Genomic DNA, 20199 nt, shown 5'->3' on the forward strand with positions numbered 1-20199 from the left:
ACCCACCAATCGCCGACAAGGAGCGCAGCCTGTGTCAACCGTCACCACCATCGAACGCTTTATTCTGGAGCATCAGCCGGACTTCGCCCGCGGCGAGTTGACCCAACTGTTATACGACATCGCCCTGGCGGCCAAGATCATCGCTCACAAGACCAACCGCGCCGGACTGGTGGACATCCTGGGCGAGATCGGCGCCACGAACGTGCAGGGTGAGAAACAGCAGAAGCTTGACGTCTACGCCCATGACATCATGGTGCAATTGTGCGAGCACACCGGCCGCCTGTGCGTCATGCTGTCGGAGGAGCAGGAAGAGATCATCCCCATCCCGGCGCGCTACGAGAAGGGTAGCTACGTGCTGGTCTTCGACCCCCTGGATGGCTCGTCCAACATCGACGTGAACGTCAGCATCGGCACGATCTTCGGCATCTACCGCTGTCTGGAAGACGAGCGGCGTGGCCGGCTGGAGGACGTGCTCCAGCCTGGTCGCAACCTGGTCGCCGCCGGCTACGTGCTCTATGGGGCCAGCACCATGCTCGTCTATAGCACAGGGCAGGGCGTCCACGGCTTCACGCTCAATCCGGAGTATGGCGAGTTCCTGCTATCCCATCCCAATCTGAGACTGCCCAAGCCGCCCGCCTACTACAGCGTCAACGCCGCCTACTACAGTCGTTGGTCGCCCGGCGTCCAGCGCTTCCTGGACTGGCTGGAGGGCAAGGAGGACGATAGCCCCAGCGTCTCGGCGCGCTACATCGGCTCGCTGGTGGCCGACTTCCACCGCAACCTGCTGCGCGGCGGCATCTTCTGCTACCCGGCGGAACAGAAGCGCAAGGACGGCAAGCTGCGGCTGGTGTATGAGGCTGCGCCGCTGGCTTTCCTGATCGAGCAAGCGGGTGGCTACGCCTCCGATGGCCGGCGGCCCATTCTGGACATCACGCCCACTCATCCTCACCAGCGCGTGGCGCTCTACTTAGGCAATCGCTCGCTGGTGGAACGAGTGGAGGCGTTTATTCGTCAAGAAGATGAACAATGAGTCTGGCTGGTAGACGATTTGCCAAATCGCCCTACCATGCGACCGTGAATAGTTGGATGAAACCGCCATAACTGAGAAAGGGCATTATTGACCCCATCGCCATGACGTGCTATACTACGACCATCCCATTGTGTGTACCACCTTGTGGGATGAAGTACGCTCCCTCAGTTCAAGCAAACAAGCGATAGGTTCTATCGATCGACCTGTTCCGGTTTCCCCCCTTTCTAAATCCACCTGCTGAATGAATGGTGGCGGCTCGCAAACGCGAGTGGTTGCCCTGTCTATTGGGGCCAATCTGGGGTGTGGGTGCGGGCGTGAAAATGGGGCAGGGATTGTACTGACAAAGCCAACAGCACAAGCAAGCTGCGAATCAAATAAACCCCCAGTCGCCACGGTGCTTTCCCCTTGGGATGCACGGTGGCAAAGAAGAGTAATGTATGGATATAGGTGAACTCGAAAGCAAGAAATTGAGCGAGCTGCGCGACATCGGCCGCGAGATGAAGATCCCCGGCTACACGACGATGAAGAAGCAGGATCTCGTTTTCCGCGTCATGCAGGCCGACGCTGAATCCAGCGGCTACCACTTTCGCGGCGGCGTGCTGGAAATCGTCGAAGATGACAAGCAAACGATGGGCTTCCTGCGTTCCGGCTCCTATCTGCCCGGCAAGGATGACATCTACGTCTCCAACTCGCAGATCCGGCGCATCGGCCTGAAGACCGGCGACATGGTCTACGGCCAGGTGCGCGTGCCCAAGGACAACGAGAAGTACTACAGCCTCCTGCGCGTCGAGGCGGTCAACGGCATGAGCCCGGAAGAACTGAAGAACCGGGTGCGCTATGAGTCGCTGACGCCCATCTTCCCCGACCAGAAGATCAAGCTGGAGACCAAGCCCCACATCCTGTCCACCCGCATGATGGATCTGGTTGCGCCCATCGGCCGCGGGCAGCGCGGTCTGATCGTCTCCCCGCCCAAGGCGGGCAAGACGACGGTGCTCAAGGAGATCGCCAACGGCGTCTCGGAGAACTACCCGGAGATCCATCTGATGGTCGTGCTCATCGGTGAGCGACCGGAAGAGGTCACCGACATGGAGCGCTCCACCCAGGGCGAGGTCGTCAGCTCGACGTTCGACGAGCCGGTGAAGCATCACTGCCGCGTGGCGGAGATGGCGCTGGAGCGGGGTAAGCGGTTGGTGGAGTCGGGCCGCGACGTGGTCATCCTGCTGGACTCGATTACCCGTCTGGCGCGCGCCTACAACCTGACCGTGCCCCCCAGCGGCCGCACGCTGTCCGGTGGTCTCGATCCCGGCGCGCTCTATCCGCCGAAGCGCTTCTTCGGCACGGCGCGCAACCTGGAGTTCGGGGGCAGCCTGACGATCATCGCCACCACGCTGGTCGATACCGGCAGCCGTATGGACGACGTCATCTACGAAGAGTTCAAGGGAACCGGCAACATGGAGTTGCTGCTCAGCCGCCGTTTGCAGGAGCGCCGCATCTTCCCGGCCTTCGACATTGAGCGGTCGAGCACGCGGCGCGAGGAACTGTTGCTCTCGGCCGACGAGCTTCAGCGCGTCTACACCATGCGCCGCATGTTGAGCCACCTGATGGACACGCCCGGCTACGACATCAGCAGCGCCACGGCGGCCGTGCTCCAGCGTTTGCGCGCGACCAAGACCAACTACGAATTCCTGGAAACGCTCACCAAAGACATGGCCTAGCTGAGTGCTTCTAGAGAAAGCGCGCCGCCGCCGCCCTGGCGCCGTGGCCGCGCGCTTTCCCTGTGGTAGCATTCAGCCGCCTATGCCTACCTATCAGCGCGCACGGCAGCGCTACGCCGGGTATGTCGTTCTGGTCTTTGTGGCCGGATTGATCCTCCTGGGGTGGCGCGCCGGAGTCGCCCACAACGCTGCCCAGGCCGAGTCGCCGGCCGCGCCCGGAGCCACCCCCGCCGCGGACGCTGCCGACTCCCCACCAATCGCCGCCGCGGACGCCGCCGTCGATGTGCCCGTTCTTCAGGATGTGGCCCTCGCCCCGGCGGCCGTGCCCCTGACCTTTGTCGGCCGCAAGCCCGAGCACAACTTTCAGACTTATACCGTCGAGCGCGGCGACACGCCCAACGGCATCGCCGACAAGTTCGGCATCCAGGCCACAACGCTGCTGGGCGGCAATCCGCAGTTGAGCCAGGAGTCGAGCCTGTTGCAGACGGGGGTGACGTTGATCATCCTGCCGATAGACGGCGTGCTGCACGACGTTCAGCCAGGTGACACCTTGGAGAGCATCGCCGCTCTCTACAGCGTGCCGGTGGAGACGATCCTCGGTTACGCCCCCAACAACCTGGAATTCCCCTACCGCCTCTACCCGGAGACGCAGATCATGGTTCCCGGCGCGGTGCGCGACGTGTTTGTGTGGACGCCGCCCAGCCTGGAGTCGGTGCGTTCCTCGCGCGAGGGCAGCGGCGTGACGCCGGTCATCGTCGGCACGGGAACCTACATCTATCCCGTCAGCTCGCGCAACTTCAGCCAATACTTCTGGTACGGCCATCCCGGCATCGACATCGCTCTGGCCGAAGGCACTACAGTTGTCGCCTCTGACACGGGCACGGTCACCTTCGCCGGCTGGAACATCTACGGCTTCGGCAACCTGATCGTCGTCAACCACGGCAACGGCTACGAGACGTTCTACGCCCACCTCAGCGGCATCAGCGTCGTCCCCGGCCAGATCGTGTATCAGGGCAACGTCATCGGCAGCACGGGCAACACCGGCAACTCCTCCGGCCCCCACATCCACTTCGAGGTGCGGGCCAATGGCGTGCAGGATAATCCGTGTTGGTACGTAGGGGGGTGCTAGCCGTTCGTAGTCGGGCAATTCATTGCCGTTCTTCCTTTCGTCAGGTGCAACTCACTTCAGAAAGTGGGTCGGACCTGGGCGCAGAACGGCAATGAATTGCCTGACTACAAACCGCTCACGTGCCGATCGCGTAATTGCCCGCAGCCGGCCTGGATGTCAATGCCGCGACGCACGCGGACGGTGCTAGAGACGCGGTACTCCCCCAGCACTTCCTGAAAGCGCGCCACGCGCTCCGGCGAGGAGGGCTGGCCGCCATAGCCGGCCGTCGGGTTGAGCGGGATGAGATTGACGTGGGCCAGCATGCCCCGGAGCAACTCGCCCAGCCGGCGCGCCTGCTCCTCGGTGTCGTTCTCCCCGGCGATGAGCGCCCACTCGAAGGTCATACGCCGCCCCGTCTTCTCCGAATAGTAGCGGCACGCCTCCATCAACTCGGCGATGGGCCAGCGGCGGTTGACCGGCAGCAGGCGGCTGCGCTCCGCGTCGGTGGCGGCGTGGAGCGAGATCGCCAGCGGCGTCTGGCGCGCCTCATCGGCATAGCGGCGAATGGCCGGCACGAGGCCGACGGTCGAGATGGTGATCTTGCGCGCGCCCAGGTTGAAGCCGGCCGGGTCGGTCAGCCGGTCGACGGCGGCCAGGGTGTTGTCGTAGTTGTGCAGCGGCTCGCCCATGCCCATGACGACGATGTTGGTCACGTGCTGCCCCTCAGCGGCCAGTTCGCGCGCGAAGTAGAGCACCTGACCGATGATCTCGCCGGCCGAGAGGTGGCGCATGAAGCCCATCTGCCCGGTGGCGCAGAAGACACAGCCCATGGCGCAGCCGGCCTGCGAGCTGATGCACAGCGTGCGTCGCTTCTCATAGCGCATCAGCACCGTCTCGATGAACTGGCCGTCGGGCAGGCGGAAGAGCACCTTGTGCGTCTGGCCGTCGCGCGAGTCCTGGCGCAGCACGATGTCGCCGATTGTCAGCGTCGTCTCGGCCGCCAGCCGTTCGCGCAGGGCGGCCGGCAGGTTGGTCATGGCGTCGAAACCGGCGGCGTAGTGGCGATAAAGCCACTCCCAGACCTGGCGCGCCCGGAAGGCCGGCTGGCCCCACTCGGCCAGCAGCGCCGTCAGCCCCGACAAGTCCAGGTCGTAGAGGGTGGGCCGGTGCTCAGACGGTGATGGGTTCTTGTTCATGGATCAAATAGTCGGCCAGCTCGGTCAGGTTGTTGAAGATGTAGTCCGGTTTGACGGAGCTAATCGCCACGTCTTCGCGGGTGGAGATGCCGGTCAGCATCAGGACGGAGCGCAGCCCGGCGGCCTTGGCCCCGAAGATGTCGGTCGAGAGGCGGTCGCCGACCATTGCCACCGAGGCGGCGTCACCGCCCAGCCGCTTCACTGCCTCCTGGAAGACGATGGGGCCGGGCTTGCCGATGACCGTCGGCTCGACGCCGGTGGCGGTGCGGATGACGGCCAGCAGCGCGCCCGCGCCGGGCAGCGGCCCTAACTCAGTCGGCAGAGAGGGGTCGGGGTTGGTGCCGATGAAGCGCACGCCGCGGTGCACCAGCAGCGATCCCATCGCCAGGTCCTCGTAGGTGGCGTCGGGCGTGAAGCCGACAACGACGAAAGCGGCCGTGGCCCCGGCGCGCACGTCGGCCGGCGCGATAATGCGGAAGCCTTTGGCGGTCATGGCGTCGCGCAGCCCCTGCGCGCCGACGACGTAGACGGGCGTGCCGGGGGGGTACTCGCCGGCCATGTAGGTGGCGGTGGCCTCGGACGAGGTCAGGATTTGCTCCGGCGGCACGGCGACGCCGAGGCGGGCCAGTTTGTCGGTGTACATGGCCGCCGTCTTGGCGGCGTTGTTGGTGGCCAGTACGAAGCCGATGCCGGCCGCGCGTAGGGCGGCGAAGAAGTCGACGAGGCCGGGCAGCGGCGTCTCGCCGTGCCACAGTACGCCGTCCATGTCGAGAATGAGGTTGCGGATGGGTTGAGCCATAGTGTCATTGATGATAGCGATGTAGCGCGGGTTGGCAACCCGCGCTACAGTGGTTGGAGGGTGTCCGGCGGGGTGCTATAATTCACAGGTTGCCCGGCTGACGCCGGGCGGGAGTAAAGAGAAAAACGTGAAAGTTTCGGTCATCATTCCGGTCTACAACGAGCGCACCACGGTCGAGGACGCGGTCAAGGCGGTTCTGGCCGTGGGCGAGGCGGCCGAGATCGTCCTCGTGGACGACGGTTCGTCGGACGGCACGCGCGAACTGTACCCGGCCATTCAACAACTCGATGAATCCATCATCCGGATCATCCTGCACGACAAGAATATGGGCAAGGGCGCGGCCGTGCGCACCGGCTTCGCCACCGCCACCGGCGACATCTTCCTGATCCAGGACGCCGACCTCGAATACGACCCGCGCGACTACCCGGCGCTGCTGCGCCCCATCCGCGAGGGGCGGGCGACCGTCGTCTATGGCTCGCGCTTCCGCGGCGGCCCCACCAAGACGATGTTCTTCTGGCACATGGTCGGCAACAAGATGCTGACCCTGGTCACCAACATCGTCTACAACACCATCCTGACCGACATGGAGACGTGCTACAAGGTCTTTCGCGCCGATGTGGTGCGAGACATCCCCTTGCGCTCGCGCGGTTTCGAGTTCGAGCCGGAGATCACGTCGAAAGTCCTCAAGCGCGGCCATCGCATCTACGAGGTTCCCATCTCCTACAACGGCCGCGAGTTCGAAGAGGGCAAGAAGCTGAACCCATGGCGGGAGGGGCCGAAGGCGCTGTACTATTTGTTGAAGTATCGTTTCGTTGACTGATAGGGAATAGGGGTCAGGGACTAGGGGCCAGGGAAGAGCGCTCTTCCCTGGCCCCTAGACCCTAACCCCTAGTCCCTAACCCCTCCATGTTCCGCCTCTGCTTGTTCCTGCTCTGCTGGCTCGGCGCGGCGCTGCGGGTGCGCGGGCTGTTCGCCAACAGCTTCCACGCCGACGAGGCGCTCTTCGCCGGCTGGGCGCGGCTGATCGCCGTGTGGCGCGACCCGCTGCTCCAGACGCAGTTGGTGGACAAGCCGCCGCTGCTGTTCTACACCCAGGCGCTCTTCTACCCGCTGGCCGGGCCGGAGGAATGGGCGGCGCGGCTGCCGTCGCTCGTCGCCTCGCTGCTGCTCATCCCTCTCACCGCGCAGCTGGCCTGGCGGCTGACTGGCGACCGCGTGACGGCCGTGCTCGCCGCCGCGGTCGTGGCCGTCGCGCCGCTGGCCGTCCAGTTCAGCGCCACCGCCTTCAGCGACCCGCTCCTGACCTTCTGGCTGACGGTCGCGCTCTGCCTGGCCGTCCGTCCGGTCGCGGGTCAGTCGTTCTGCTTCCGTCCCTTCCTGGCGGGGCTGTGCTTCGGACTGGCCCTGGCGACGAAGTATCAGGCGTTCCTCTTTCTGCCCCTGCTCGGCGGTCTGGCCTGGCTGACCGGCTGGCGGCGCGGGGAGGCGGCGCGGTGGTTGATGGGAATGGGGCTGGCGCTGGCCGTCCTGTTGTTATGGATGGTGGCCCGCGCCGGCGCGCCGGGGCCGGTCGCCCTCCAGTGGGCCAACGTAGGCGGGCTGCGTCTGGCGTGGTCGTGGGAGTTGTGGCCCCGGCTGGCCGATACGGCGCGGTTGTGGCGGTTGGCGCTTGGCTGGCCGCTGCTCCTGCTGGCCGGCGCGCTGGCAATCGGTCTGCCCCTCTTCCTGCACCGCCTGCGCCCGTCCGCATCTGAGGATGCGGACTCTGCGCTCGCACATTCTGCTCCCCCGCTCCCCCGCCCCCCTGCCCCCCTGCTCTTGCTGCCTCTCTTCATCCTAGCCTACACCCTCCTCCACTGGCTCTGGGCCGTCCCCCTGTGGGATCGCTATCTGCTGCCGTTGCTACCACTGGTCGCCGTGTTGCTCGGCCGGGGCGTGTCGCTGGCCTTGGCCGCCATGAGAGCGGCAAGGCCGGTGTGGGGGCGCGCCGCGGCGGCGCTGCTTGTCGCCGTGGCCGCGTTACACGCGCCGGTGATGCTGGCCGCCCGCGCCGGCCGCCACCCCATCGGCGGCGGGCCGGCGGCCGACGGCGGCGCGGCCGCGGTGGCCCGGCTGCTGGAGGATGCGCCCTATGGGACTGTCCTGTATGATCACTGGTACAGTTGGCAGTGGCGCTACCACCTCTTCGACCGGCGCGTCTACGTCAGCTGGTTTCTCCACGCCGACGCGCTGCTGGATGATCTGGCGGTCTTCGGCGGCGGGGGCGCGGCGCGCTACGTGGCCCTGCCCGCCTCGGCTGCGGCGCGACCCGTGGCGCGGCGGCTGGCCGAGGCGGGCTACGGCCTGGAGCCGGTGGCCGGGCAAGATGGGACGGCAAGCATGACGCTCTTTCGCATTGTGACCGAGGAGGCGGCGGAGTGAACAGGGTCGGGACGCGGGCGGACGGATTGGCCCGACTCTGGCGGCTCGCGCCGGTGCTCTTGCCGGTCGCGCTGACGGCGCTGTTCTTCCACCGCCTGACCTTCACCAACCTCATCCTGGCCCGCGGCGACACCTTCCTCTACTTCTACCCGTATTGGCAGGCGGCGGCCGACGCCCTGCGCGCCGGGCGCATCCCGCTGTGGAACCCCGACATCTTCATGGGCGCGCCCTTCCTCGCCAACAGCCAGGCCGGCTTTTTCTACCCGCTCAACTGGCCGGTGTGGCTGCTGTGGCGCACGCCCTACGCGGTCAGCGCGGCCATCCTCCTGCACGTGACCATCGCTGGCTGGGGGACTTACCTCGCGGCGCGCCGGGCGCTGGGGCTGGAGCGAACGGCGGCCCTCTTCGCCGCCGCGCTCTTCGCCCTGGGCGGCTATCTGACCTCGCAGGTGGAACACGTTAACCAGTTGCAGGGGTTGGCCTGGCTGCCCTGGTACTTCGCCGCGCTGGGGTCGTGGGCGAGAGAAGCCGGCCGGGAGGCCGGCGAGCCGGGGCGGGCGCAAGAGTTGTTGCTTCCCATCCTGGCCGTCGGCGCGCTGCTGGCTCTCCAGTTGCTCGCCGGGCACACGCAGACGGCGTTCATCAGCGGCGTCAGTGTGGCGATATGGTTGGTGGCAAACCTGTCAGGTCTCGGAAGACCTGACAGGTCTAGGGTAGCGCGCGCGGCGGTCGTCTTGGCGGCGGGTGCGGCCCTGGCGGCGGCGCTGGCCGCCGTCCAACTGCTGCCGACGCTGGAACTCACGAGACTCTCCAGCCGGCAGGGGGGGCTGCCGCTGGACGAGGTACTATCCTTCTCCTGGCATCCGCTCCACCTGACGCGGGCTCTCCTGCCCGCCTATGGGCAAGAGTTATTCAGCGAGTACGTCGCCTTTCTGCCGCTGACGGCGCTGGCGCTGGCCGTGGCCGGCGCGTGGCCCTGGCGGCGGGAGCGGGCGGTGTGGCCGTGGCTGCTGTTGCTGATCGTGGCCCTCGTGCTGGCTTTCGGCCGCTTTACACCCGTCTACTACCTGCTCGGCCGGCTGCCCGGGTTCGACCTCTTCCGCGTGCCGGCGCGCTGGCTGGCCGTGGCTGCGCTGGCCGTGGCCCTGCTGGCCGGCTATGGCTGGCAAAGGGTGCGCCGCTTTGCCACAGGTGAGACCTGTCAGGTCTCAGAAGACCTGACAGGTCTGAAACGGCCTTTGCTCGTCGCGGGGATTGGCCTGGCGTTGCTCATTGGCTGGGGTTTCGCCGCCGCGCCGCTGGCCCTCGTCATCCCCACCGGCGCAGAAGCCCCCTTCGCCTTCCCGGCCGGGCGAACGCTGCTTGGCTGGCTGATCGAGTTTGTCCTGTTGGGGCTACTGCTGTGGGTGGCGCTGAGCGCGCCTCGCGGACGGGCGACTCGCGCACCATTCGACCTGCTGGCGTTGGCCCTGGCTGTCCTGTGGCTGGGGTCGCGCGGTCTGCCCTACGACCGCCTGACCACGCCGGAGGCGTTCTTCGACCTGCGCCCGCCCGTGGCCCGGCTGCTGGCGCGGGCGGCGTGCGACGCGCCATGCGCCGCGCCGCCCGACCGCTTCCTGAGCCTGTCCGACATCTTCTTCGACCCCGGCGACGGCGCGGAGATCGACGCCATCTACGCCGATCAGCTCGACGCGGCGGCCCTCTACGACTACCTCATCGCCATCAAGCATAAGGAAGTCCTGTCGCCCAACCTGTCGATGGTCTACGGCCTGCCGGCGGTGGACGGCTTTGACGGCGGCGTGCTGCCCCTGCGCGAGTACGGCCGCCTGATGGGCCTCATCCTGCCCGAGGGGACGGCCACGACCGACGGCCGCCTGCGCGAGTACCTGCCGGCCGCGCCCGATGCTCGCTGGCTCAGCCTGTTCAACGGCCGCTACTTGATTACCGACAAGGTTGGCGACGAGTGGCGCGAGGGGGTGTTCTTCGACCGGCAGCACCCGTTCCGCGCCGGCGAGGGGTCGGCAACCGTGGCCGATGTGCCCCCCTTCGAGGCGACCGAGTTGTGGCTGTTGTCCGAGGGGACGCCGCCGCCCATCGAGATCGCCGTTGGGGGACAGACGCGCCGCCTGGCGCCGGCGCTGTTGGCCGCGCCCGACCTGTACCGCGCGACCTTCCCGGAGTTGGCGACGGTCGAGGCCATCCGCCTGCTGCCCTGCGACGGCGGCGCGACCGGCTGCGGCGCGAGCGCCCTGACCCTGGTCGATAGCCGCGACGGCGCGTTCCAGCCGCTCGCGCCCGCGCCCTACCGGCTCATCCACTCCGGGGACGTGAAGATCTACGAGAATCTCGATGCCCAGCCGCGGGCCTTCCTGGTGGCCGAGTGGCAGTGGCAACCGGACGCCGCCGCGGTGGAGGCGATGCGCGCCGCGGAGTTCGATCCGCGCCTCTCGGCCGTCCTGGTGGGCGACGAGGTGGACGGCCCGGCCGCGCCCGGCGCAGCCGCCAACGGAGGCGCGGTCGAGATCGTCGGCTACACGCCGGAGCACGTCACCCTGCGCGTGACGGGCGATGGCGGGCTGGTGGTGCTGACCGACGCCTTCTACCCCGGTTGGGTGGCGACGCTGGACGGCGCGCCGGTCGTGATCTACCAGGCCGACGGGCTATTTCGCGGCGTCTTTGCGCCCGCCGGGGAGCACGAGATCGAATTCCATTTCCGGCCGCGCGGCGTGCGCGTGGGCGCGGCGCTGTCGTTGGGGGGGCTGGCGGTGGCGGCTGTAGGCGTGGCGTTGCTGGCCGTTCGCCGTCGCTCACCATCCTGACCGGAGGCAAAGCACATCATGGCAACTCTGCAATCTTATGTCAAACGTGTCTCGCCCATCAACTGGCGCGAGACGCTGCGCAACTACGCCTTCCTGACCATCGGCGCGCTCATCATGATGGTCAACTTCAACATCTTCATGGCCCCCAGCAACATCGCGCCCGGCGGCGTGGGCGGCCTGTCGCTCATCCTCAACCACTACACCGGCATCTCTCGTGGCCTGGGCATGTTGCTGCTGAGCACGCCGCTCATCGCCCTGGGCTTCTGGCAGTTGGGCCGCTTTCGCTTCCTGGTGCGCACGCTGTACGTGACGGTGTTCTACACGATCGGCGTGGACGTGACAGCCCGCTTCCTGCCAACGGGCGGGATCGTCGATGACCTGCTGCTGACCGCGATCTATGGCGGCGTGCTGGGCGGCATCGGCTATGGGCTGGTCATCCACGGCCGGGGCATGGTCAGCGGCACGGGCATCATCAGCCGCATTCTGCAAGTCAAGACGGGCATCCCCATCAGCCAGCTCTACGTCGCCATTGACGGCTTTGTCATCATCGCCCTGGGCCTGGCGTTTGGCTGGGAGCGGGCGCTGTACGGCATGATCATGCTCTTCATCATGGGGCTGGCCTCCGACTACGTTTTTGAGGGGCCGAGCGTGGTGCGTATTGTCTTCATCGTCACTGACCGGCCCGAAGCAGTCGGGGCGATGATGATGGAGCGGCTGCGCGTCGGCGTCACGCGCTGGTCGGGCGAGGGCATGTACACGCAGGCGGAGCACACCATCCTGTTCTGCACCGTCACCCGCCCGGACGTGGAACTGCTGCGCCAGGTCGTGGCCGAGATCGACCCGGCGGCGTTTGTCGTCATCGGCCAGGGGCACCAGACCAGCGGCGGCGTCGTCCGGCCGCCCGTCTTCAGCAAGCCGCCGGAGGCCGTCGACTCGGAGACAGCGTAGGTTAACCGTTGATCAGCAGGCGTGCACCGGCGCGCCAATTCGGGTATGCTCCCCGGTCGTCGGAAGAAGAATGGCCACTTTGCGTGGAAGATAAGGGAAGCCAGTGTCGAAATCGATCAACCGCCTCATCAGCGTCTTGCTGATCGCGCTCGCCGCCGCCGGCTGTAGCCTGATGGAGCCACAGCCGCAACTCGTCATTCCCACCCCGCCGCCGGCCACGCCGGCCCTGATGATCCCCGATGCGTCCGGCGAGCTGATCACCGATCCCGTCAGCGACGTAGTGCCGACCCTCGATCCGGCCATCGAGTCGCTGATCCTGGAGGTGTCGCAGCAACAGCTCATGGCCTACGTGCGCCAACTGGAGAGCTTCGGCACGCGCAACGCCTTCAGCGACACCCAGTCAGAGACCTTCGGCATCGGCGCGGCGCGGCGCTGGATCTTCAATGAGTTCGTGCGCGTCGGCAATGGCCGGCTGGTCGTTGAGTTCCAGGACTTTCCCCTATCCTACAGCGGCTACACCGCCGACCAGAGCAACGTCGTCGCCACCCTGCCGGGCAAGGGGGGCGGCAATGGCATCATCGTACTGATGGCCCACTACGACAACCGGCCGGGCGAGGTGACGGACGGCGCCAGCCGGGCGACGGGGGCTAACGACAACGCCTCCGGCATCGCCCTGCTGATCGAGACGGCGCGCATTATGAGCTCGCGCGACTGGAACCAGACCATCGTCTTCCTGGCAACCTCGGCCGAGGAGCAGGGGGCGTTTGGCGCGCGGTACTTCGCCGAAAACGCTTTCCTCGATGGCAAGAACATCATCGCCTCGATCAACTATGACGCGGTCGGCGGCCGGGCGGGCGTCCCCCAGCACGTGCGCCTCTTCGCCCCGGAGTTTCTGACCTCCAATAACGGCGCGCTGGGCCGGTATTACGAATACGTGGGCGGCCTCTACCTGCCCACCTTCCCCGTTCTCATCCAGGACGCGCTAGACCGCGAAGGGCGCTGGGGCGACCACCGCGAGTTCGTGGCCGTGGGCTTCCCGTCCATCCGCGTCATGGAGTCGGTGGAAGACCCCGATCTCCTCAACTCCAACCGGGATACGTGGGATCTGATCGACTACAACTATCACCAGCGGATTGTGCAGCTCAACGTGGCCGTCACGGCCAATCTGGCCGGGGGGCCGCACCAGCCGGCGCCGCCCGTCGTCGCCACGATGGCCGAACCGGGAGCTTACCTGCTGACGTGGCCCGTCTCTGAGGACGCCGCCGGTTACGCCATCTCCTTCCGTCCGGCTGACTCGACCTACTACCCGACCTTCCGGTTCGTGCGCGCCCACAACGCCGGCAACGTCGCCCTGACCGGTCTGGACCCCAACGTGACCTACGCCGTCAGCATTGCGGCGCTGAACGAGCGGGGGCTGGTCAGCGGCTTCTCGACCGAGCAGTTCGTCGGGCCAGGTGCGGCGGCCGTGGCGCAGCCCTAACCATTTTCAGGTGTCGTGGGGGCGGGTTTCAAACCCGCCCGTACACAAATGGTCACACCTGTAGGGGCGGGTTTCAAACCCGCCCCTACCGTTTAGGGCGTCGCGTTGAGGATCGTCGTCAGGTAGTACACCCGCGACAGGATCGTCTGCGCTTCCTCAAAGTCGGCCAGCCGCGGCTGGCCGTATTGCTGGACGATGGCCGGGATGAGTTCCAGCTGGCGCACGCCGTCCCGGTCTAGCCAGACGTTCAGGATGGCCGTCTCCGGCGGGCCTTCGATGTTGAAGACGAAGTTCCCCAGACCGTAGGCGATGACGCCGTCGTTATAATGGTGGATGCCCTGCAGGATGTGGGCGTGGTGGCCCACCACCAGGTCGGCCCCCGCGTCCACTGCCGCCCGCGCCGCCGCCACCTGCTCCTTACTCGGCTCCTCAATGTATTCATAGCCGCTGTGCAGGATGACCACCACCAGATCGACCGACGGCCGGATGGCGGCTACGTCAGCGGCGACGCGCGCCGGGTCGGCCCAGGCCAGCCCCGGCGCGTCGGCCGTGGCCGTCCAGCTTTGGGTGTCGAAGTTGGTCACCGCCTCGACGGGCACGTGGACGTAGCCGAGGAAGGCCACATTCAGCCCGCCGATCTCGGCCACGTGCGGCGCGTGGGCCGCCGCGTCGTTGGCCCCACCGCCCACCACGGCCACGCCGGCCGCGGCCAGCAGGTCAATGCCCTGCAAGAGCGTCTCCGGCCCGTAGTCCAGGGCGTGGTTGTTGGCCAGCGAGACGAGATCGACGCCGCCCAGCGCCAGCGATTGCGCCGCCTCCGGCGGCGAGCGGAAGGTGTAGCGCTTGTCCGCCGGCTCGCCCACGTCGCCCAGGGACGTTTCCAGGTTGCCGATGGTGTAGTCGGCGGCGTCAAAGACGGACTTGACCCGCGCAAAGGGGTACACGAAGTCGCCGGTGGTGGTGATGATTTCGGCCTGCGTGCGGGCGATGTTAAGGTCGCCCACCGCGGCCAGGCGAATCGTCGGCAGGGGGGCCAGCGCCTCGGCCAGCGCCGGAGCCAGTTCGGCCGCCGCCGCCTCGTGGCCGGGCGCGGCCACCAGCGACCACGTCTCGCGGTAGGGATAGTCGGGGTCGGTCGGGTGGCGGCCATCCACGCGCATCGCCTTAATGGTCGGGTCCATGTCGCTCCAGCGAATGACTTGCACCAGCCCGTGGCCGTTGGCGAGGATGGCGTCGGCCTCGGCTCCGTTCAGGTACTCCCAGGTGGTCGTAAACGGCACGGCGAAGGCCAGCGGCTCGGCCCGGACGACCTCGCCCCCTTCGCCCAGTTGTAGCGCGGCCTGGGCGCGGCCGTCGGCCAGCGCCGCGGCCGGGTCTTCGACGGCCACGACCGTCCAGGCATAGCCGGACGCCGCCAGACGCTCGCCGGCGCTCCGGGCGGCGGCCTCCCACTCGGCCGGCGCGGCCAGCGTCAGCGGCACGGGGCTGGGCGTGGCGGTGGGTGTTGTCGTGGGCGTGGCGGTGGGCGAAGGCGTCGCCGTCGCCGTGGGCGTGGCCGTCGGCGCGGCGGTGGGTTCGGCCGTGGCAGCCTCGGCCACAGGGGGCGCGGTGGTGTCGGCCGGCGGTTGCCCACAGGCGCTCAGGACAAAGAGAGCGGCCAGCAGAATGGCCGCCAGAACAAGCGTCTTCTGTTTCACGATTCGTCCGGGATACAGGGCGGCGGCTCCTCGGCCAACTGGTGCTCGGTCAGGGAGATGCCCGCCTCATGGAGGTGCGTCGCCATCTCGACGCCCACGTAACGGAAATGCCACGGCTCATAGAAAAAGCCGGTGATCTCGAACGCCTCAAACGGGTAGCTCAGGGTGAAGCCGTACTTATGGGCGTTCTCGGCCAGCCACATGCCCTCGCTCGTCTTGTAGAAGTAGGTGTGGAACTCGATATCCTCCTGCCCCACGACCTCCGGCAGTTCGGGCGAGCCGAAGTCGACTACAGTCCCCAACTGGTGCTCGCTGAAGCCGGCCGGCGCGCTGAGGATGGCCGCCCGCTCCGGCTCTTCCTCGAACCACTTCTGGCGGGCGATGGCCTGGGCCGAGTAGCTGCGGTAGCCGGAGATGATGAACGGGTGGAGGCCGGCGGCCTGCATGTCGGCGATCATCCGCACCAGCGGTCCGACGGCCACGTGGCGCAACTGAGTCGGGTAGCCCAACGTCACCTCCTTGGGCAGGTAGCCATCGAGGGGAACCAGGCCGCGCGGCTCGAAGTCGCGGCTCAGCCCGTAGGTCAGCGTGACGATGGTTAGCAAGTCGCTGCCGGGCAGGCGCTGGCTACACAGGATATCGCGGTCGGGCGTTGGCGACGGGCGGGACGAGGGCGAAGGGATGGGCGTCGCGGTCGCCAGCGGCGTGGGGGACGCGGTTAGCGCGGGGGGCGCGGTCGGCGTGGCCGATGGCGCGGGTGTCGGCGACGGCGGCACGCCGGTGCTGATGACCGGCGGGCGCGTGGCTGCGGGAACGGCCGCGCTATCGACGCCCGCGTCCACGGCCACAGCGACCGGGCCGGCGGCAGCCGGCGCGCAGCCGCCGAGCAGCAGCGCGGCAGCCAGTAACAGGAGCGGGAGGGGCCAGGCGGCCCGAACGGTGGTCTTGGGCATGTCTACAGTGAGGCGGCCGAGCGGCGCGCGCGTGTGATCAGCAAATAATACCCCACAATGCCCAGAAATGCCGCCCACAGCGCGAACAGCAGCGCCGCGCCCGGCTGGCCCTGCCAGGAGGCCAATGACAGGCCGCTGCCCAGAGCGACCGCCTGCCCGGCCTGGACGCGCGCGCCGTTCAACGGCGCGCCCGTGGCGTCGGCCGTCGCGGCGACGGTGTAGTAGGTGAGGATGACGGGGATGAAGGCCACGGCGACGGCCAGCAGGCCGGCTGTCAGCCAGCGGCCGGACGGGATGGGCGCCAGATCAACCCAACCAAGCGCCCAGGCGATGGCGATGCTCACCAGCGCCAACGCGCCGAGGACGGCGTGCAGCCGGCGACCGTCGTGTAGCCGAGCGTCGAGTAGGAAAACGCCGCCCGCCAGCGCGCCGAAGAGGGGAAAGCCTCGCCAGAGCAGCCAGGCGGCCACGGCCAGCAGGGCCAGCGCGTCGCTGAGTTTCGGCCGCAGGCCGGTGGAGCGGTTGATGAGCCGCACGGCCAGAATCAGCCACAGCAGCGCCGCCAGCACGTCCAGCGTATCCGGCCGGATGAACCACGCCCCAGCCGCGGCCACGGCGGCGGCGACCACGGCGGCGCGAGGCCGGTCGGGATCAAGTTCCTTGGCGATGGCTGCGGCGGCGAACACGGCCGCGCCGGCGGCGACGGCCCGCCACAGGGCCTCCTCTACCGTTGCGTCCGCAACCAACCGGACGGCGGCGGCCACCAGCGCGCCCAGCGCCGATAGCCCCAGAATGACGCGGTTGTAGCCGAGGCGCAGGTCATAACCGCGCACCAGCGCCGATAGTCGGTAGAGGGATTCCATAGTGTGGGGTCAGCGAGCGGGTTCGATGTTGACGATGTCGCCGAAGCCGTTGATCTCGACCTGCCACGCGCTGCCCGGCGCGAACCGGGCGAACTCGCTGGCGTTGGTCGTCTCGTAGGCGACGGTCTCGCCGTCCACGTCGAAGGTGATCTGGTAGACCTCGCGGCGCTCGCCCAGTTGCTGATCCTGCTCCAGCCGGGTCTGCGGCCAGAATGGGTTGAGGTCGGAGCCAGATTCGTCAATCGTCCCGATGGGCATTAGCTCGATGGTGGTGTATTCGCAGTAGTCGTCGTAGACGATGTACTCGCAGTCCTGCACCAGTTCGCCGAAGCCAGTGCCTTCATCCTCGACGTAAGGCGTGCCGCACACCTCCTCCGAGCGATCGGTCGGGAAGGGGGAGCGTTCCCGCTCGCGCTCCGAACAGAAACCGACGTCGGCGTCGCCCGGTATCTCGTCGGCCCAGGCGCTGCGCTCCACGGGGGCCAGCCCCAGGACAACGATGCTGCGCCGCCAGGTCACGTCGCTGACGCGGGCGACGTTGGTCTCCGTCTGGAAGCCGCGGGCGACGAAGAAGGCGATGGCCCCGCAGATCACCAGCAGGATGATCCCGCCGACGATGAGCATGACCGGGCTCATGCGGGACGGCGCGGCGGCCGCGGCCGGGGCGGCGGCGGGCTTCGGTCGGGGCGCTTTAGCCAGGGGCGAGCCGCAGTTAGTGCATTTGACGTTGGTGGCCGGGTTTTTCGTGCCGCAGTACTCGCACGCGACCTGGGCCACGGGGCCGGTCTGTTGCGCGCCGAGCACCTGGCCGCTTTCGCGCCGTTCCCCTTCGGTCAGGTCGCCGCCGCAGCGGGAGCACTTCTTGGCCGTGGCAGGGTTGCGCGTGCCGCAGAACGGGCAGTGGATGTCGGGGCCGGCCTTGGCCAACTCCAGCCCCTCGGCGTCGGTGACGAGCTCGTCCTTGGCGGCCTGCTCGAACTGGACATCCTTCGGCTGCGCCGCGCCGCAATTGGCGCAGACCTTATTCCGGCCCCGGTTGCGCGTGTTGCAGAACGGGCACGTCCACTCCAGTTCTACGTGGCCCAGAGATTCTTTCGTCATGATGGTTCTCCGGTCGGGCGGGCCAGCCCACCCGCCGCAGCCGGCCGGCCAGCTCACCCACCTGCAGCCGATTGTACAGATGAGGCCGCGAATCAGGCAATAGTTCGGGCGGGTCTACTAATGAACCTTGACCTAGGGAGAACCCTCTCTTTGAGCCTGTTCAGATAAAGCATTGACCAAAAATAAAACATGGTTAGCATAAAAACTATGGCAAACGTAACCCTTTCTCCAGAAGCGCGTGAAGCACTCCTCACCGTATTGCAAGCCCGTTTTGAGCAAAATATGAACCGCCACCAGGGTCTTGAATGGGCCGGCGTGCGCGCCAGGCTCGAAGCGGAGCCTGAAAAGCTGTGGTCGCTCAGTGAAATGGAGCGAACCGGGGGCGAACCGGACGTTGTAGGCCGTGACGACAAGACGGGCGAATACATTTTCTATGATTGTTCAGCGGAGAGTCCCAAAGGCCGCCGCAGTGTCTGCTACGACCGTGAAGCGCAGGAGTCAAGGAAAGAAGCCAGACCAGACGATAACGCGATGGACATGGCCGCGGCCATGGGCATTGCGTTGTTAACGGAAGAACAATACCGAGCGCTGCAACAACTTGGAAATTTCGATACGAAAACGTCAAGCTGGGTGATGACACCTGCTGACGTTAGAAAGCTCGGCGGCGCCCTCTTCTGTGATCGCCGTTACGACAAGGTCTTCGTCTATCACAACGGCGCGCAATCTTACTATGCCGCTCGGGGGTTCCGGGGGTCGCTACGGGTCTAGCTGTCGTCTTAGCTCGCTTCTCCGGGCTTGTCTGCCTATCCGCCGCAGCCGGCCAACTCGCCCATCTCGCTCAGACCTGACAGGTGGGCGGCCAATAGCCCTCTCATAAAAGCGAAACTTGTGGCCGCCCACCTGTCAAGTCTTTAGTCATGTAACCGACTTTACAGACGCCGCCGCGAATCATGCGATAATTCGGGCGAGTGCGCTTATGAACCTCAAAAACCTGCTACTGCTCATGCTGTTGGCGGCCATGTGGGGGCCGTCTTTTTTGTTCATCAAGGTCGCGGTGGGCGACATACCGCCGCTGACCCTGGTGCTAGGCCGCGTCGGGGTCGGCGCGACCTTCTTGTTGGTCGCCCTGATGGCGGCGCGGCGCTCGCTGCCCCGCGAGCGGACACTGTGGCGGCGGCTGGCCGTCCTGGCTCTGTTGCAGAACGCCCTGCCCTGGATTCTACTCAGTTGGGGCGAACAGTACATCGACAGCGCCCTGGCCTCCATCCTGAACGGCACGACGCCCATCTTCACCATCATCCTGGCTCACTTTCTTGTGCCGGGCGACCGCATGACGGCTTCGAAGCTGCTTGGCGTGCTGCTGGGTTTTGTGGGGTTGTTCCTGCTCATCCTGCCGTCGCTGGCCGGTGGGGTGCAAGCATCGACGTGGGGACTGATTGCCGTTGCCGTCGCCTCGGCGTTGTATGGCATCGCTATCATCTACAGCCGCGCCCACCTGCGGGGCTTGCCGCCGCTGGTCGCGCCGGCCACCCAGCTCTCACTGGCGACGCTCTTCATGCTGCCCGTCGCGCTACTCATCGACCGGCCGTGGCAGTTAGCTGCGCCATCGCCCGCGGCGGCCGCCTCGCTGGTCGCGCTAGGCATCCTGGGAACCGGGCTGGCGTTCATCGTCTACTACCGCCTGCTGGAGACGGCCAACCCGACCTACATCTCGATGGTCACCTACGTCATCCCGGTCTTCGGCGTCATCCTGGGCGTGCTGGTGCTGGACGAGCAGTTGACCTGGTATGCCCTGGCCGGCTTCGCGCTGATCCTTCTGGGCGTCATGGTCGTCAATGGGCTGGGGGCGAATTATTTGCCGGTGCTGAGGCGGCAGGGGAAGATGAGGTCAGTGGGGCGGTAGGGGGCGGCCCGCGGGGGGTCCCCCCGCGCCCCCCCCCCCCCCCCCCCGCGCCGGCCGGGCCCCCCGCGGGGCGGCCCGCCCGGGGGGGCCGCCCGCGTAACCCCCCACCCCCCACCCGGGCACCCCCCGCTGTCCCCCCCCTCCCGCCCCACTGACCTCATCTTCC

At 67.1% G+C, this 20199-nt stretch carries 16 protein-coding genes; 10 read left to right on the forward strand and 6 right to left on the reverse strand.

Annotated elements, in window-relative coordinates:
- Positions 1-31: 31 nt before the first annotated feature.
- The 3 genes from fbp to ACE3UY_RS17030 all read left to right on the forward strand — a co-directional run bounded on the left by fbp (position 32) and on the right by ACE3UY_RS17030 (position 3874).
- Positions 32-1030, forward strand: a complete 999-nt coding sequence (gene fbp / locus ACE3UY_RS17020; RefSeq protein ID WP_374688686.1) for a class 1 fructose-bisphosphatase — start codon at positions 32-34, stop codon at positions 1028-1030.
- Between the two features lie 437 nt (positions 1031-1467).
- The gene (gene rho, locus ACE3UY_RS17025) at positions 1468-2745 is read left to right on the forward strand and encodes a transcription termination factor Rho (protein WP_374688687.1); all 1278 of its coding nucleotides are present in this window, start codon (positions 1468-1470) and stop codon (positions 2743-2745) included.
- A gap of 82 nt (positions 2746-2827) precedes the next feature.
- On the forward strand, positions 2828-3874 hold the full coding sequence (locus ACE3UY_RS17030; RefSeq protein ID WP_374688688.1) for a peptidoglycan DD-metalloendopeptidase family protein: 1047 nt from the start codon (positions 2828-2830) through the stop codon (positions 3872-3874).
- 104 nt (positions 3875-3978) lie between these two features.
- On the opposite strand, the gene rlmN is transcribed toward ACE3UY_RS17030, so the two are convergent.
- Together rlmN and ACE3UY_RS17040 are read right to left on the reverse strand one after the other, a co-directional pair.
- Complete coding sequence (gene rlmN / locus ACE3UY_RS17035; protein WP_374688689.1) at positions 3979-5049, reverse strand: 23S rRNA (adenine(2503)-C(2))-methyltransferase RlmN; 1071 nt, start codon at positions 5047-5049, stop codon at positions 3979-3981.
- Positions 5024-5848: an HAD-IIA family hydrolase gene (locus ACE3UY_RS17040; protein ID WP_374688690.1), complete on the reverse strand. Its 825-nt coding sequence runs from the start codon at positions 5846-5848 to the stop codon at positions 5024-5026. The genes rlmN and ACE3UY_RS17040 overlap by 26 nt, the downstream gene beginning before the upstream one ends.
- 127 nt (positions 5849-5975) lie before the next feature.
- Between ACE3UY_RS17040 and ACE3UY_RS17045 the strand changes: the two genes are divergently transcribed.
- From ACE3UY_RS17045 to ACE3UY_RS17065, 5 genes are all read left to right on the forward strand, one after another.
- Positions 5976-6668, forward strand: coding sequence for a glycosyltransferase family 2 protein (locus ACE3UY_RS17045; RefSeq protein ID WP_374688691.1), 693 nt, complete (start codon positions 5976-5978; stop codon positions 6666-6668).
- A gap of 86 nt (positions 6669-6754) precedes the next feature.
- Positions 6755-8269 (forward strand): ArnT family glycosyltransferase, encoded by a 1515-nt coding sequence (locus tag ACE3UY_RS17050; RefSeq protein WP_374688692.1) that lies wholly within the window; start codon positions 6755-6757, stop codon positions 8267-8269.
- Positions 8266-11088, forward strand: coding sequence for a hypothetical protein (locus ACE3UY_RS17055; protein WP_374688693.1), 2823 nt, complete (start codon positions 8266-8268; stop codon positions 11086-11088). The genes ACE3UY_RS17050 and ACE3UY_RS17055 overlap by 4 nt, the downstream gene beginning before the upstream one ends.
- Positions 11089-11106: 18 nt before the next feature.
- Positions 11107-12036 carry a YitT family protein gene (locus ACE3UY_RS17060; protein ID WP_374688694.1) on the forward strand — a complete coding sequence of 310 codons (930 nt, stop codon included), beginning with the start codon at positions 11107-11109 and terminating at the stop codon, positions 12034-12036.
- A 103-nt stretch (positions 12037-12139) separates the two neighbouring features.
- Positions 12140-13516 carry a M20/M25/M40 family metallo-hydrolase gene (locus ACE3UY_RS17065; RefSeq protein WP_374688695.1) on the forward strand — a complete coding sequence of 459 codons (1377 nt, stop codon included), beginning with the start codon at positions 12140-12142 and terminating at the stop codon, positions 13514-13516.
- Positions 13517-13608: 92 nt separating this feature from the next.
- On the opposite strand, the gene ACE3UY_RS17070 is transcribed toward ACE3UY_RS17065, so the two are convergent.
- The 4 genes from ACE3UY_RS17070 to ACE3UY_RS17085 are packed head-to-tail and all read right to left on the reverse strand — an operon-like array spanning position 13609 to position 18130.
- On the reverse strand, positions 13609-15213 hold the full coding sequence (locus ACE3UY_RS17070; protein ID WP_374688696.1) for a CapA family protein: 1605 nt from the start codon (positions 15211-15213) through the stop codon (positions 13609-13611).
- Positions 15210-16166: a D-alanyl-D-alanine carboxypeptidase family protein gene (locus tag ACE3UY_RS17075; protein WP_374688697.1), complete on the reverse strand. Its 957-nt coding sequence runs from the start codon at positions 16164-16166 to the stop codon at positions 15210-15212. The genes ACE3UY_RS17070 and ACE3UY_RS17075 overlap by 4 nt, the downstream gene beginning before the upstream one ends.
- 2 nt (positions 16167-16168) lie before the next feature.
- On the reverse strand, positions 16169-17029 hold the full coding sequence (locus ACE3UY_RS17080) for a hypothetical protein (RefSeq protein WP_374688698.1): 861 nt from the start codon (positions 17027-17029) through the stop codon (positions 16169-16171).
- Positions 17030-17038: 9 nt separating this feature from the next.
- The gene (locus ACE3UY_RS17085; RefSeq protein ID WP_374688699.1) at positions 17039-18130 is read right to left on the reverse strand and encodes a zinc finger protein; all 1092 of its coding nucleotides are present in this window, start codon (positions 18128-18130) and stop codon (positions 17039-17041) included.
- Between the two features lie 207 nt (positions 18131-18337).
- On the opposite strand from ACE3UY_RS17085, the gene ACE3UY_RS17090 reads away from it, so the two are divergent.
- Together ACE3UY_RS17090 and ACE3UY_RS17095 are read left to right on the forward strand one after the other, a co-directional pair.
- A complete protein-coding gene (locus tag ACE3UY_RS17090) occupies positions 18338-18898 on the forward strand; it encodes a DUF4256 domain-containing protein (RefSeq protein ID WP_374688700.1) in 561 nt (186 codons plus the stop codon).
- A gap of 208 nt (positions 18899-19106) precedes the next feature.
- Positions 19107-20033: a DMT family transporter gene (locus tag ACE3UY_RS17095; RefSeq protein WP_374688701.1), complete on the forward strand. Its 927-nt coding sequence runs from the start codon at positions 19107-19109 to the stop codon at positions 20031-20033.
- Positions 20034-20199 lie beyond the last annotated feature (166 nt).

This window comes from Promineifilum sp. (SeqCode) (assembly GCF_041918635.1).
In the GTDB taxonomy this organism is placed as follows: domain Bacteria; phylum Chloroflexota; class Anaerolineae; order Promineifilales; family Promineifilaceae; genus Promineifilum.

Coding starts and splice junctions, on each gene's coding strand:
- rho (WP_374688687.1), top strand. CDS start 1,468: ATGGATATAGGTGAACTCGAAAGCAAGAAATTGAGCGAGCTGCGCGAC.
- ACE3UY_RS17030 (WP_374688688.1), top strand. CDS start 2,828: ATGCCTACCTATCAGCGCGCACGGCAGCGCTACGCCGGGTATGTCGTT.
- rlmN (WP_374688689.1), bottom strand. CDS start 5,049: ATGAACAAGAACCCATCACCGTCTGAGCACCGGCCCACCCTCTACGAC.
- ACE3UY_RS17040 (WP_374688690.1), bottom strand. CDS start 5,848: ATGGCTCAACCCATCCGCAACCTCATTCTCGACATGGACGGCGTACTG.
- ACE3UY_RS17050 (WP_374688692.1), top strand. CDS start 6,755: ATGTTCCGCCTCTGCTTGTTCCTGCTCTGCTGGCTCGGCGCGGCGCTG.
- ACE3UY_RS17060 (WP_374688694.1), top strand. CDS start 11,107: ATGGCAACTCTGCAATCTTATGTCAAACGTGTCTCGCCCATCAACTGG.
- ACE3UY_RS17075 (WP_374688697.1), bottom strand. CDS start 16,166: ATGCCCAAGACCACCGTTCGGGCCGCCTGGCCCCTCCCGCTCCTGTTA.
- ACE3UY_RS17080 (WP_374688698.1), bottom strand. CDS start 17,029: ATGGAATCCCTCTACCGACTATCGGCGCTGGTGCGCGGTTATGACCTG.
- ACE3UY_RS17085 (WP_374688699.1), bottom strand. CDS start 18,130: ATGACGAAAGAATCTCTGGGCCACGTAGAACTGGAGTGGACGTGCCCG.
- ACE3UY_RS17090 (WP_374688700.1), top strand. CDS start 18,338: ATGGCAAACGTAACCCTTTCTCCAGAAGCGCGTGAAGCACTCCTCACC.
- ACE3UY_RS17095 (WP_374688701.1), top strand. CDS start 19,107: ATGAACCTCAAAAACCTGCTACTGCTCATGCTGTTGGCGGCCATGTGG.